At 74.4% G+C, this 13,518-nt stretch carries 13 protein-coding genes; 4 read left to right on the forward strand and 9 right to left on the reverse strand.

The features are described from left to right. Window positions 1-80 precede the first annotated feature (80 nt). The gene (locus O7604_RS24945) at window positions 81-1,166 is read right to left on the reverse strand and encodes a DUF4037 domain-containing protein (protein WP_269706423.1); all 1,086 of its coding nucleotides are present in this window, start codon (window positions 1,164-1,166) and stop codon (window positions 81-83) included. Between the two features lie 99 nt (window positions 1,167-1,265). On the opposite strand from O7604_RS24945, the gene O7604_RS24950 reads away from it, so the two are divergent. Continuing rightward, window positions 1,266-2,189 (forward strand): 5'-3' exonuclease, encoded by a 924-nt coding sequence (locus tag O7604_RS24950; protein WP_281577987.1) that lies wholly within the window; start codon window positions 1,266-1,268, stop codon window positions 2,187-2,189. 8 nt (window positions 2,190-2,197) lie between these two features. Here O7604_RS24950 and O7604_RS24955 read toward each other — a convergent pair whose 3' ends face one another. Together O7604_RS24955 and O7604_RS24960 are read right to left on the reverse strand one after the other, a co-directional pair. Further along, on the reverse strand, window positions 2,198-3,088 hold the full coding sequence (locus O7604_RS24955) for an MHYT domain-containing protein (RefSeq protein ID WP_269706425.1): 891 nt from the start codon (window positions 3,086-3,088) through the stop codon (window positions 2,198-2,200). Between the two features lie 167 nt (window positions 3,089-3,255). Beyond that, entirely contained in the window at window positions 3,256-6,036 is a 2,781-nt protein-coding gene (locus tag O7604_RS24960; protein WP_281577988.1) for a DEAD/DEAH box helicase, read from the reverse strand. 103 nt (window positions 6,037-6,139) lie between these two features. Between O7604_RS24960 and O7604_RS24965 the strand changes: the two genes are divergently transcribed. Together O7604_RS24965 and O7604_RS24970 are read left to right on the forward strand one after the other, a co-directional pair. Further along, a complete protein-coding gene (locus tag O7604_RS24965; RefSeq protein WP_269707094.1) occupies window positions 6,140-6,886 on the forward strand; it encodes an HAD-IA family hydrolase in 747 nt (248 codons plus the stop codon). Window positions 6,887-6,940: 54 nt separating this feature from the next. Then, on the forward strand, window positions 6,941-7,933 hold the full coding sequence (locus tag O7604_RS24970; RefSeq protein ID WP_281577989.1) for an EamA family transporter: 993 nt from the start codon (window positions 6,941-6,943) through the stop codon (window positions 7,931-7,933). Here the strand turns inward: O7604_RS24970 and O7604_RS24975 are convergent. From O7604_RS24975 to O7604_RS24985, 3 genes are all read right to left on the reverse strand, one after another. Next, complete coding sequence (locus O7604_RS24975) at window positions 7,896-8,822, reverse strand: diacylglycerol kinase family protein (RefSeq protein ID WP_269706428.1); 927 nt, start codon at window positions 8,820-8,822, stop codon at window positions 7,896-7,898. The genes O7604_RS24970 and O7604_RS24975 overlap by 38 nt on opposite strands. A gap of 106 nt (window positions 8,823-8,928) precedes the next feature. Beyond that, entirely contained in the window at window positions 8,929-9,579 is a 651-nt protein-coding gene (locus O7604_RS24980) for a fasciclin domain-containing protein (protein ID WP_281577990.1), read from the reverse strand. A gap of 110 nt (window positions 9,580-9,689) precedes the next feature. Continuing rightward, window positions 9,690-10,388: a hypothetical protein gene (locus O7604_RS24985; RefSeq protein ID WP_269706430.1), complete on the reverse strand. Its 699-nt coding sequence runs from the start codon at window positions 10,386-10,388 to the stop codon at window positions 9,690-9,692. Between the two features lie 184 nt (window positions 10,389-10,572). Between O7604_RS24985 and O7604_RS24990 the strand changes: the two genes are divergently transcribed. Further along, window positions 10,573-11,457: an ABC transporter substrate-binding protein gene (locus O7604_RS24990; RefSeq protein WP_281577991.1), complete on the forward strand. Its 885-nt coding sequence runs from the start codon at window positions 10,573-10,575 to the stop codon at window positions 11,455-11,457. Window positions 11,458-11,738: 281 nt separating this feature from the next. Here the strand turns inward: O7604_RS24990 and tatC are convergent, their stop codons facing one another. The 3 genes from tatC to O7604_RS25005 all read right to left on the reverse strand — a co-directional run bounded on the left by tatC (window position 11,739) and on the right by O7604_RS25005 (window position 13,512). Continuing rightward, a complete protein-coding gene (gene tatC / locus O7604_RS24995; RefSeq protein WP_281577992.1) occupies window positions 11,739-12,692 on the reverse strand; it encodes a twin-arginine translocase subunit TatC in 954 nt (317 codons plus the stop codon). Window positions 12,693-12,713: 21 nt separating this feature from the next. Continuing rightward, window positions 12,714-13,046, reverse strand: coding sequence for a Sec-independent protein translocase subunit TatA (gene tatA / locus O7604_RS25000; protein WP_269706435.1), 333 nt, complete (start codon window positions 13,044-13,046; stop codon window positions 12,714-12,716). A gap of 217 nt (window positions 13,047-13,263) precedes the next feature. Next, window positions 13,264-13,512, reverse strand: a complete 249-nt coding sequence (locus tag O7604_RS25005) for a hypothetical protein (protein WP_269706436.1) — start codon at window positions 13,510-13,512, stop codon at window positions 13,264-13,266. Window positions 13,513-13,518 lie beyond the last annotated feature (6 nt).

The raw sequence follows: 13,518 nt of genomic DNA on the forward strand, positions 1-13,518 counted from the left end.
GGCGAGGCGCCTGCGACGGGCGGCCCGGACCCTCGGAGACGAGATAGACAGTCGCGGATCGATGCGACTCGAATCGGAGTCTAGGCCCCGCCCGGCGGGCCGACAACCGCCGCGGTCACCCGGCGGGCGCGGTCGGGGTGGGTGAGCACGTCCACGCTGTCCACGTACTGGTCCACCGCGCCCACCGGCGGACGCTCGCGCAACTCCGGGTCGCTGATCGCGGCCCGCAGCGCCTCGACGAACCGGCAGGCGTGCAGCACGAGGAACGGCCGGTCGTGGAACGGCCGCGCCGCCGGGTCCACCGGCGGCGCCAGCGCGGCGTCGTTCGTCCAGCCGGCCACCGTCTCCAGCGCCCGGACCAGGCCGGGCTGCCGGGCCGCCCAGTCACCCGGGCCGAGCGCGGCGCCGAGCCCGTCTGCCACCGGCGCCGCGTCCGGCAGCGTCGCGAACACCGTGCCGAGCCATTTCGCGTACGGGGGCCAGCGCCGGTGCAGCAGTAGACCGAGGCGCATCAGGTCCCGGGCCAGCCCGGCGACCACGACCCGGCTGCCCAGGTCGTCGCCGACCTCGGCGCAGCGGCCGGCCAGGTGCTCGGCCTGGGCGACCCGCTGCCACCCGGAGGCCAGCACGTGCCGCCACACGTCGTCCGGATACCACGCGAGCCGGGCGCGGACACCGGTGAGCGCGCCGTCGAGCCCGTCGTGGAACACCGCTCCCCCGGTCAGCTCGGCCAGGCGCTGCGTCGGCGTCGCCAGCCAGTCCGCCACCGACATCCCGGCGCGCGGATCGGTGCCGAGCCGGTCGCGCAGCCAGCCGCCGAGTTCGTCCACCGTCACGCCGTGCCGGTCGCCGTCGGCGTGCACCGTGCCGAGCCGCGCCTCCGGCCCGCCGGCGTACCGGGTCGGCCAGCCGAGGAACCGCGCCGGCAACTCCGCGTCCAGCACCGCCCGTACCGGCGCCACGTCGTGCGTCCTGCCCACGAAGACCTGGGTACGCGGACCCCAGTCGTGGTCGGTGGAGCGGGGCGTGTCGAGGCCGAGCAGCTCGGAGCCGCCGTCGAGCAGACCGGCGGAGTACGGCAGGCCGGGCAGCCGCCGCGCCAGCAGCGGACCCACCACCTCGTCGTGGAACCGGCGGGCCAGGGTCAGGCCGGGTACGAAGCTCACCCCGCCAGTCTGCTCATGCCGCGCCCCGCGCGCGCCCGGGTTTCCGGCCCGGCGGTCGCCTCCCCCATCTCGTCACAGGGCTGTGGAAGGCTTGTCGCCGTGGCACACCGACAGCCGATCCTCCTGATCGACTCCCCCAGCCTCTACTTCCGCGCCTACTTCGGCATCCCCGAGTCGGCCGCGAAGACCGACAACGGCCAGCCGGTGAACGCCGTACGCGGCTTCCTCGACATGCTCGCCCAGCTCGTGCGCACCCGCCGGCCCGACCGCATGATCTGCGCGCTCGACCACGACTGGCGGCCGGCGTGGCGGGTCGAGCTGCTGCCGTCGTACAAGGCGCACCGGGTCGCGCCCGAGGGCGGCGAGGTCGTGCCGGACACGTTGTCCCCGCAGGTGCCGATGATCCTCGAGGTGCTGGATGCGCTCGGCATCCCCGCCGTGGGCGCCACCGGCTACGAGGCCGACGACGTGCTCGGCACGCTCTCGGTGACCCAGCCGGGCCCGGTCGAGGTGGTCTCCGGCGACCGCGACCTGTTTCAGCTCGTCGACGACGCGCACCCGGTGCGCCTGCTCTACGTCGGCCGGGGCGTGGCCAAGCTGGACGACTGCGACGACGCGGCGGTCCGCACCCGTTACGGCGTGCCCGCCGACCGGTACGCCGACTTCGCGGCGCTGCGCGGCGACCCCAGCGACGGCCTGCCCGGCGTCACCGGGGTCGGCGAGAAGACCGCCGCCCGGCTGATCGACCGCTACGGCGGCCTCGACGGCATCCTGGCCGCGCTCGACGACCCGCGCTCCGGATTCGCGCCGGGGCTGCGGGCCAAGCTCGACGCCGCCCGCGACTACCTGGCGGTGGCGCCGAAGGTGGTCCGGGTCGCCACCGACGTGCCGCTGCCCGAGCTGGACCCGGCACTGCCGACGGCGCCGAGAAATCCGGACCGGCTGCTGGAGCTGGCGCAGCGCTGGAACCTGGCCGGCTCGTGCCGCCGTCTGGTCGACGCCCTCGCGGGCGACCGATCGTGATCAGTTGATCACGGTCGGCGGTCGGTGCTCCGGCGCGACGGGAACTGAGCGCCGGGCTGCGCCAGCGTCGAGCGGGCCCGCAGGCCGACCGGGTCCGGCGCCGGCTCGGCGGGGGCAGCCGTGGACGGTCCGTCGTCGAGCCTCGAACTGATGTACGCGGCCCCGGCGCGGTCGTCGTCCGACGGCGCGGCGAGCAGCGCGTAGACCAGCCCGACCACGCCGAAGACCACGGCGAGCACGATCGGCACCAGCAGTCCGCTCACCTCGGTGCCGGAGGCCGGCCCGCGGCTCTCGTGCAGGTGCACCGACAGCGCGCTCATGCCGGTGAAGTGCATGCCGTTCACCGCGATGCCCATGACCAGCGCGGAAGCGGCGATGGCGAGCACCCGCCGGACGGTCATCGCCAGCCAGAGCGCCACGGTGGCGGCCACGATCGCGATGACCACGGAGAGCGTCACCCGCAGCGGGTCGTAGCCGAACGAGCCGTCCAGGCGCATCGCGGCCATGCCGGTGTAGTGCATGGCGGCCACCCCGGCGCCGGTGAAGAACCCGCCGGCCAGCAGCCGGGGCGCGGCGAGCCGGCCGGTGCCCACGATCCACAGCCCGATGCCGACCGACACCACCGCGATCACCGTGCTGGCGGCCGTCAGCGGCACGTCGTACCGGATACGGGTGCCGCTGACGGCGAACCCGAGCATCGCCATGAAGTGCATGGCCCAGATGGCGGTGCCGCCCAGCGCCCATGCCGCGAGCAGGCCCCACCAGGCACGCTGCCCGCCGCTGGTGGCGGTCCGGATCCGCCCGGCGCAGACCAGCCCGAGCGCCGAGCCGAGCACCGACAACGCGTAGCTGAGCGCGGGTGTGATCCACCCGTACTCGAAGTGATTGATCTCGCCCACGACGCCCTTCCCTCACCTCGGCCGAGCGCGAAGCACGGCACGCCCGGGGGCAATGATCGGGCAGGCCCTGATCAGGGCATGCATCGACCCCCCGAGAATTCGCGCAGTGGCAGCGTCGTGACGCAGCGATGCGTCGGTTTTCGGCCGCGCGTGACCGAAAGTGATCCTCAGGCCGAGGCGTGGTAGGCCAGCACACCCCGGTTGACCGCCGCGATGGCCTGGCGGGCCGTGCCACGCAGCTCGGCGGAGGCGCCACCGGAGTCGGCGACCTGGCCGAGCAGGTCGACCACCTGGCGCGCCCAGCGGACGAAGTCGCCCGCCGGCATCTCCCCGTCGATCTGGTGGCCGCTGGCCAGCACCTTCGCCAGCGCCTCGCCGCGCGCCCAGCGGTAGATCGGCCAGGCGAAGCCGAGATCCGGCTCCCTGGTCACGGCGAGGCCGCGCGCCGCCTCGTCCGCCTCGATGTCCCCCCACAGCTTGAGCGTCTCGTCGACCGCGTCGGCGACCGCGCCACGCGGCAGCGACGCCCGCTCGTCGACGTCCCGCCGGGCCTCGAAGACCACCACCGACACGGCGGCGGCCAGCTCGGCCGGGGACAGGCCGTCCCACACGCGGCGGCGCAGGCACTCGGCCACCAGCAGGTCGGCCTCGGTCCAGATCCGGGCCAGCATCCGCCCGGCGTCGGTGACCTCGCCGTCGGCGGCCAGGTAGCCGCGCGCGGTCAGCAGTGCGACGATCCGGTCGAAGGTCCGGGCCAGCGAGCCGGTCCGCCCGGACACCCGCTGACGCAGCTCCTCGGTGTCGCGTTCCAGCCGGCGCCGGCGCTCCGCCCAGCGGGCGTGCTCCTCCCGGTCCGGGCAGGCGTGGCACGGGTGCGCGCGCAGCTCGACGCGGAGCTGGCTGAGCCGGTGGTCCTCCCCCGCCGCCTGACGGGACCGGCCGCCCCGCCGCCCGCCGTGCCGGTCCAGGCCGGTGCCGCTGACCGCCGCGGCCAGATCCCGCCGGGCCGCGGGCGAACGGTGGTTGAAGTGCTTCGGCACCCGGATCCGGGTGAGCACCTCGGCCGGAGTGGTGAAGTCGCCGGGGGTGACCCGCCCGGCCCAGCGGTCCTGGGTGAGGACCAGCGGCCGGGGCTCGCCGAACCCGCCGGTGGCCGGGTCCAGCACCACCGCCAGGCCGGCTCGCCGCCCGGACGGCACCCGGATCACGTCACCGACCCGCAGCCGCTCCAGCGAGGCCACGGCCGCCGCCTTGCGCTGGGTCTGGCCCTGCCGGGCGATGGCGCGTTCCCGGTCGGCGATCGCCACCCGCAGCGCGAAGTACTCGTCGAAGTCGCCGTGGTGGCAGGCGGCCTCCGCGCCGTACGCCTCGATCGTCTCGGTGTTGCGCTGCACCTGCCGGGCCAGGCCGACCACCGACCGGTCGGCCTGGAACTGCGCGAACGAGGACTCCAGCAGTTCCCGGGCCGGCGCCGCGCCGACGCTGCCGACCAGGTTGACCGCCATGTTGTACGAGGGCCGGAAGCTGGAGCGCAGCGGATAGGTGCGCGTGGAGGCGAGCCCGGCGACGTGCCGGGGGTCGGTCTCCGGCGACCAGACCACCACCGCGTGGCCCTCCACGTCGATGCCCCGGCGGCCGGCCCGGCCGGTGAGCTGGGTGTACTCGCCGGGGGTGAGGTCGACGTGGGCCTCGCCGTTGAACTTGACCAGGCGTTCCAGCACCACGCAGCGGGCCGGCATGTTGATGCCCAGCGCGAGCGTCTCGGTGGCGAAGACGGCCTTGACCAGCCCGCGGACGAACAGCTCCTCGACGACCTCCTTGAACGCCGGGAGCATGCCGGCGTGGTGCGCGGCCAGGCCCCGCTCCAGCCCGTCCAGCCACTCCCAGTAGCCGAGCACGGACAGGTCCTCGCCGGGGATGGCGGTGACCCGCGACTCGACCACCCGGCGGATCTCGGCGCGTTCGTCCGGGGAGGTGAGGCGCAGCCCGGCGGCGAGGCACTGCTGCACGGCGGCGTCGCAGCCGGCGCGGCTGAAGATGAACAGGATGGCCGGGAGCAGCCCTTCCCGGTCGAGCCGGTCGACGACGTCCGGGCGCATCGGGCCACGCCAGCGGGGGCCGCGCCGCCCGCCGCCGGGGCCGGCGCTGCGGCCCTCGCCCAGTTCCAGGCGCCGCATCGTGTCGCGGGTGTAGCGCAGCAGCTCGGGGTGCACGTCGTGCTTGCGGGCGGCGTCGGCGTCGTGGAACAGGTCGAACATCCGCTTGCCGACGAGCATGTGCTGCCACAGCGGTACCGGGCGGTGCTCGGAGACCACCACGGCGGTCTCGCCGCGCACGGTGACCAGCCAGTCGGCGAACTCCTCGGCGTTGGAGACGGTGGCCGACAGCGACACCAGCGTGACCGACTCCGGCAGGTGGATGATCACCTCTTCCCAGACCCCGCCGCGGAACCGGTCGGCCAGGTAGTGGACCTCGTCCATCACCACGTACGCCAGGCCCTCGAGGGTGGCCGAGCCGGCGTAGAGCATGTTGCGCAGCACCTCGGTGGTCATCACCACCACCGGCGCGTCCCCGTTGATCGCGTTGTCGCCGGTGAGCAGGCCGACGTGCGCGGCGCCGTAGCGGTCCACCAGGTCGTGGTACTTCTGGTTGGACAGCGCCTTGATCGGCGTGGTGTAGAAGCACTTGCGCCGGGTCGCGGGCGCGTCGCCGCCGGGCCGGCCGCGCAGCGCCAGGTGCACCGCGAACTCGCCCACCACGGTCTTGCCGGCGCCGGTGGGGGCGCAGACCAGCACGCCGCTGCCCCGCTCCAGCGCCTCGCACGCCTCGCGCTGGAAGTCGTCGAGATCGAACCCGAGATCTAGGGAGAATTCGTCCAGGGCCGGGAAGGCGGAGGCCTGCGCGGCCCGGCGGCGCGCCGCGGCGTACCGCTCGGCGGGGCTCGACATGGATCCAAGATTAATCGGTGCCGCCGAGGAGTACCGGTCAAGGCCATCCGGCAGGACGGTCGGAGCGGTCGGTAGGGTGCACGACGTGCCGGACCGTACCGAACTGCCCCACGTCTCGAGCGGCGCCGACGACGCCGTCCGCCCGGGCCCGTCCCGCCGGCCCGTGGAGGCGGTGCTCTTCGACTTCCACGGCACCCTCGCCCAGGTGGAGGAGCCGCTGGACTGGGTGCTCGCCGCCGCGGCCGCCTGCGGCGTCGAACTGGACCGGATCCGGGCCACCTCGCTCGCCGACCGGCTGCTCACCGCCGGGCGTGCCGGTGGCCCGCTGCCGGCGCGGGTGCCGCCCCGGCTGGCCGAGCTGTGGGCCGACCGTGACCTGTACCCGCACGCGCACCGGGGCGCGTACACCGGGCTGGCCGAGACCGTGGACACCGGCATCGACGGGTTCGCCGACGCGCTCTACGAGCGGGTGCTGGTGCCCGAGGGCTGGGTGCCGTACCCGGATACGGCACCGGTGCTGGGTGCGCTGCGGTCCGCCGGGGTGAAGGTGGCAGTGGTCAGCAACATCGGCTTCGACCTGCGGCCGCTGTTCGCCGCCTGGGACCTCGACGCGCTCGTCGACGCGTACGCGCTGTCGTACGAGGTGGGGCGCTGCAAGCCGGACCCGGGCATCTTCCTGCGGGCCTGCGGGATGCTCGGCGTCGACCCGGAGCGCACCCTCATGGTGGGCGACACCCCGGCCGACGCGGGCGCGGTGGCGGCCGGGTGCGGGGTGCTGGTGCTGCCCTGCGCCGACGCGGGCCGCCCGAACGGACTCGGCGCGGTGCTGGACCTGGCCGGGGCCGTCTGAGAACACCCCCCAGCGGCGCAAACGCGTCGCGGCGCACCGGCTACCGTCAGGGGCATGACCGGTGCCCACCCCTTGCCGCCGCGTGCGCCGGGACGGCTCGGCGGGGTCGCGCTGGTGCTCGGCGGGGCCCTGTCGGTGCAGTTCGGCTCCGCGCTGGCCGCGCTGCTGTTCCCGCGTACCGGGGTGGCCGGGGCGGTGACGCTGCGGCTGACCATCGGCGCCCTGCTGATGCTCGTGGTCTGCCGCCCCCGGGTACGCGGGTACGGACGCCGCGACTGGGCCTCGGTGCTGGCGTTCGGGCTGGCCCTGGCCGGCATGAACTCGATCTTCTACCAGGCGATCGAGCGGATCCCGCTCGGCCCGGCCGTCACCCTGGAGGTGCTCGGGCCGCTGGCGCTGTCGGTGATCGCCGCGCGCCGGGTGGCCGCCTGGTGCTGGGCCGCGCTGGCACTGGCCGGGGTGGTCCTGCTCGGCCAGGGCGGGTTCGACCGGCTCGACCCGGCCGGCGCCGCCCTGGCCCTCACGGCGGGTGCCATGTGGGCCGCGTACATCGTCTGCTCGGCGCGCATCGGCGCGCGGTTCCCCGGCGCGGACGGGCTCGCCCTCGCGCTGACCGTCGCGGCGCTGCTGACGCTGCCGTTCGGGCTGGCCGACGGCGGTGGCCGGCTGGCCGACCCGGTGGTGCTGGGGCTCGGCGCCGGGCTGGCGCTGCTCGCGTCGGTGCTGCCGTACAGCCTGGAGCTGGCCGCGTTGCGGCGGCTGCCGACGGCGACGTTCGCGGTGATGATGAGCCTCGGACCGGCGATCGCCGCGGTGGCCGGCTGGCTGGTGCTCGGGCAGGCGCTGCGCCCGGTCGAGGTGCTCGCCATCGCGCTCGTGGTCGCCGCGAGCGCCGGCGCGGTCCGCGCCGCCGCGCCGCCTCCAGCAGCGCCTCCGCCTCCGCCCGCGCCGCCTTCACCCGCGCCGCCGGCCGTTGCCGGCCCGCCGGGTGCCGCGGATGCGCCGGTGGTCAGCGCAGCAGCCGCAGCGCCGCCGGCACGGCAGTGACGGTCACCGGCAGGTCGAGGGAGCGCTCCCCGTCGGCGTACGTGGTGATGCCCTCGGCGGCCAGCTCCACCGTCCGCGCCCGGTAGACGCGCGCCAGCGGGTGCGTGACGTGGGTGCCCTGGTAGATCTGCGGCTTGACCCGCATCAGCGTGCGCCTGTCGAACCGTCCGCCCACCACCACGTCCAGCAGGCCGTCGTGCGGGTCGGCGTCCGGGCAGATCCGCATGCCGCCGCCGTAGCTGGCCGTGTTTCCCACCGCGACCAGCACCGCGTCGACCTCCTGCGCCTGTCCGTCGAGGACCAGCCGGTAGCGGCGTGGTCGCAGCCGGGCCAGCTCCACCACGATCGCCAGGTCGTACCGGCGGGGGCCGCGCGGCCAGCGCATCCGGTTGGCGCGTTCGTTGACGATCGCGTCGAAGCCGGCCGCGAGCACCGCCCCGAACCAGCGGTCGGCCTCGCCGGGCCGGGACAGCCGCGCCAGGTCGACCGGGCGGGAACGGCCGGCGGCGAGCGCCGCGGTGATCACCTCGACGGCGGCCATGGGGTCGGCCGGGAATCCGGTGTCCACGGCGAAGTCGTTGCCGGTGCCCGCCGGGACCGGCCCGAACGGCACGGCGGTGCCGGCGACCGCCTGCAACGCGCGGTGCATCGTGCCGTCGCCGCCCACCGCGACGAGCGCCCCGGCGCCGCCGGCGACCGCGGCGTGGCACGCCGCCTCCGCCTCCCCGGGGGTACGCGCGCGCAGCAACTCGACCGGGCGGCCCGCTCCGGCGAGGCGCTCCAGGATGCCGGGCAGCAGACCGCGGTGCCGCCCCCGGCCCGCGGTCGGGTTGGCGAGCACGGCGACGGGGCCGGGCGGGACATGATCGTGCGCGGTCACGGCGAGCACCGTACGGCACAGGTCCCGCAGGTCACCAGAGCGACGTCGCGGACATGCGGCCGGCGCACGCCGACGGCGCCCGGCAGGGGGTGCCGGGCGCCGTCGCGGGGGTGGTTCAGGGCAGGTCGATCGGGCGCAGCACCCGGTCCACCGCGTGGGCGATCTGCTTGTTGCCCTTGTTGATGTCGTACCGCACCACCTTGGCGTTGCGGTCGCTGGTGTCGGCGTCGACCAGGCGCACCTGCCGGCCGAACCAGTAGTGCTTCACGTCCACCTCGACGGTGGCGCCGAGCGCGGTGGTCAGGTCCGCGCCGTCGGCCTTCAGCGCCGCCTTGCGGTCGATCGTCGCGCCGGGCACGACGTGGTAGAGCAGGACATCCTCCACGGTGTCCACGCCGAGGCCGGCGACCGCGTCGAACGCGGCCTTCTCGCCCGGCAGCTTCTTCGCGGCGGTGATGTCCCGGACCAGCTCGCGGAACGCGTAGTCGTTCGGCACGAACGCGGTGAGCGCGACGTTGCCGTCGGTGAGCACCTTCACCGGCGAGTCCGGCTTGGCCTGCAGCACCGTCAGGACCGCCTTCGTGAGCACGTCGAAGTCCCACGGGTTGCGGTCGAAGCCGCTCTTGTCCGCGGTGAGCACGGCGGCCAGCGACCGCGTACCCGGCTGCTTGGCGCCGGCCTGGGCGGGCACGGCGACGGCGGTGGTGGCCACCGCCGCGGCCGTGGCGCCCACGGCGAGCCGGGCGGCGAGACGAGCGATGTTCATCGGGGAGCCTTTCGTCGAAGCGACCAGGTCCGTGACTGTCGTCACGACCATTGCTTCGCCCGCACCGTCCCCGGTGGATGCAGCCGGATCGACGCGTTTTCGCGGCCGCCTCAGCGCACCACCAGCCGCTTGCTGACCGACGGCACGCCGTCGCCCTTGACCTTCAGCGACCAGTCCCCGGCCGCGCCGAGCGTCACCACCGTCTCGGCGGTGCCGTTCGCCTCGGCCTTCATCTCGGCGACCCGCTTGCCGTCGGGGTTGAGCACGTACAGCGTCCGGGCTCCGGCGGTCTTGTTCGTCACCTTGAACGCGAGCTTCTCGCCGGGCTCGGCGATCAGGGCGTCCACACCGGTCATCGCGTCGTCGGTCAGCTCGATGGCCACCGACCGGTCGTAGGCCACCTCGGCCGCGGCGCTGGCGAGGTTGCCGTCGTCCGACACGGTGATCTTCGTGCGCACGCCGTCGCCCTGCCGGCCGGGCTTGCAGGCCACCTCGTACGTGCCGGTCTGCAGCGAGGCACGCAGGTCGCCGGTGCGGCCCGCCGGCACGTCCGCGACCTCGGCGATCACCTTGGTGAAGGCGTCACCCTCCCGGCCGTAGACGTAGACGCCGGTGGCCTGCTGACCCCGGTTGGTCACGGTGAAGGTGACAGTGCCCGGGGTGAACAGCGTGGTGGTGACCTCGCAACTGGTGTCGGTGGCGGTCACCGGCACCTGCTGGCCTTTCGGCGCGGGCTCGTCGTCACCGCAGGCGGTGAGCGCGGTGGCCGCGCAGAGGAGGGTCAGGACGGCGGCGGTACGGCTCTTCATCGGGTTCTCCGGTGCACAGGTCAGACGGGCTGACCGGAACGGGGCGCCGACGCACCCCGGCACACCGCCCGGGGGGCTCGGCGGAGTCAGCAGAGTCTAAGCGCGTACGGCGTCCCGGCAAGGCCCGAGGGCGACCCGATGTGCCCGCGCACCGGGCGATCCGCGCGACCGGCATGATGGCGGCATGCGGCTGGTCTCCCTGCTCCCCTCCGCCACCGAGATCGTGTACGCGCTCGGTCTCGGCGACGACCTCGTCGGCGTCACCTTCGAGTGCGAGGTGCCCCCGGCGTACCGGTCGGGCACCACTGTGGTCGTCGGCGGCCGGGACACCCGGGGCATGAGTCCCGGCGACATCGACGCGTACGTCAAGGCGCAGGTCGCGGCCGGCGCGGACCTCTACACGCTGCACTCCGGGGCGCTGGCCGGGCTGGACCCGGACCTGATCCTCACCCAGGACCTGTGCCGCGTCTGCGCGCTGCCCTCGGGCCGGGTCGCCGACGCGGTGGCGCACCTGGGGTGCCGGGCGGACGTGCTGTCGCTGGACCCGTACACCCTGGACGACGTGCTGGAGTCGATCCGGGCGGTGGGCGCGGCGGCCCGGGTGCCGGATCGCGCGGAGGCCCTCGTCGACGGCCTGTGGGCCCGGCTCGCGGCGGTCCGTGCGGCGGTGGCGGGCCGGCCCCGGCCACGGGTCGCGGTGGTCGAATGGGTGGACCCGCCGTTCGGCGCCGGGCACTGGATTCCCGACCTGGTCGACGTGGCAGGCGGTGAGCCGGTGGGCACCCACCGCGGCGCCCGGTCCGGCCCGACCACCTGGGAGGCGCTGCGAGCGGCTCGCCCCGAGGTGGTGCTGGTGGCGCCGTGCGGGTTCCGTCTCGACAGCGCCGCCGAGCAGGCCTCCGCGGTGGCCGGGCACTTCCCCGGCGCACAGGTGTGGGCGCTGGACGCGGACGGGCTGATCGTGCGCGCCGCCCCCCGCCTGGTAGACGGCGCCGAAACGATAGCCGCCATCCTCCACCCCGACGCGGTCCCCGCCGCCCCGCCCGAAGCAGCCCGCCGCATCACCTGACCCCCGCCCCGCCCCCGCCCCGCCCCCGGCCCCGGCCCCGGCCCGGCCCGGCCCGGCCCCGGCGATCTTGCACTTCCTGCCCGGGCAAAGTACGGAAACCGGTCATCCGAGGGGCAGCAAGTCCATGATCAACGTAAGGGCGGGCCGTCGCGCGGGCATCGAGTTCAAGGTTGGCGGAGGGCAGGGTGCCGGGTCCTCGGCGCGGCGGCGAGGGGCGGCTGCGGAAACGCGGACGCCGTCCCCGTGTGGCGGGGACGGCGTCCGGACGTGCGCGGGGTCGGTCAGGTCATGTCGTCGAAGCGGCGCTCGATCGGCCTCGGGGCGGCGACCGGTTCGGGCGCGCCGATCGGCTCGGACGCCTCGATTCGGCCTCCGGCGGGCACCGGCTCGGTCGACAGGTCAAGCGGTGACACCTCGTCGTCGGCGATGCCGGCGTAGGTCTCACGCCCGCGACCGCGCCGCCTGTCGTTGAGGAACGCCACCCCCACCGCGGCGAAGTAGAGCAAGCAGAGACAGATCGCCAGCGCCGTCATGCCGAACGGGTCGGGCGTCGGCGTGACCACCGCGGCGAACGCGAAGAACACGAACACCGCCACCCGCCACCAGCTCAGCAGCCGCTTGGCGCTGGCCAGGCCGACAAAGTTGAGCATCAGCACGATCAGCGGGAACTCGAACGCCACCCCGAACAGCAGGATCAGGTTCGTGACGAACGAGATGTAGCGGGTCACCTCGAGGTTGGTCGAGATGTCGTCGCCGGAGACGTTGAGCAGGAACTCCAGTCCCTTGGTGGTGACGAAGAACGCCAGCACCGCGCCGGCCGCGAACAGCGGGGCCGCCAGGGCGGTGAAGACGTACGCGTAGCGCCGCTCGTGCCGGTGCAGGCCGGGCGCGATGAACGCCCAGAGCTGGTAGAGCCAGATCGGCGCGGCGATGATCAGACCGACCCAGAGACCGATCTTGAGGTTCAGCAGGAAGACGTCGGCGACGCCGAGCTGCACGAACAGGCACTTGCCGGTTTCCGGATCGATCGACTGCGGCAGGTCGCAGTAGGGCTTCGACAGCAACGTCCGGACCGGCGTGGCCAGCCAGATGCCGAAGCCGAAGCCGACCAGGATCGCCAGCGACGCCCGGAACAGCCGATTACGTAGCTCACGGATGTGCTCCATGAGCGTCATCGAGCCGTCGGCGGCCCGCGCGAAGTTGCTCGGGCCGCGCTTCTTCAACCCGAAGGCCACGGTGGTTGGGGCCCTCTCGGATCAGTTCTCGCGGACGCGCTGCACCGGGTCGGCCGGCGGGGCCATGGGCTGCTGCGGCTGCGGGGCGTACGGCTGCTGCGTGTACTGCTGCTGGCCCGGGGCGTACGGCTGCCCCTGCACCGGCTGCTGCGGCGAAAGCGGCTGGTAGCCGGCCTGCGCGTCGGCCTTCTCGGCGAGGTCGCGGTCGTCGTCGTGCAGGCTCTTGGTCTCCGCCTTGATGATCCGCAGCGAACGGCCCAGCGAGCGGGCCGCGTCGGGGAGCCGCTTCGCGCCGAACAGCAGGATCAGCACGACCACGAGTACGGCGATGTGCCACGGCTTGAGGGCACCCATGGGAAGCTCCAGTCGCTCTGTGTCGGTGAGGGGTGGTCGTCGCCCATCGTACGTGTGTCGCAGCGGCTTGCCACCCCCGCGGGCCTGCCGGTGCGGGCCCGATCGGTGAAGTTTCGACCAACCCGAAGTGTCCCGTCAACCGTCCAGGTCCGCGCATTTCTGCGCGCAACCGCCCGGTTACGCGCAAACGACGCTCACCCGGGCCGACGGTCGTCGATCAGTCGCTGCGCTTGGCCTTGATCAACGCGATCCGCTCCTGCGCGAGCATCGACCGCTCCTGGAGCGACTCGGCCCGCGCCTGCAACTGCTCGGCGGCCGACCGCAGCGACTCCGCCTCGGCCGCCCGGCGCTGCAGTGCCAGCGCGGAACGGCGCAGACCGGGCAGGCGGCTCACCACCGGACGAATCGCCAGGGCCAGTACGACCAGCGCGAACAGCACGACCCCGAGCACGATCCACTTCACCACGGCGGT

This window comes from Micromonospora sp. WMMA1947, assembly GCF_027497355.1.
Classification (GTDB): Bacteria; Actinomycetota; Actinomycetes; order Mycobacteriales; family Micromonosporaceae; genus Micromonospora.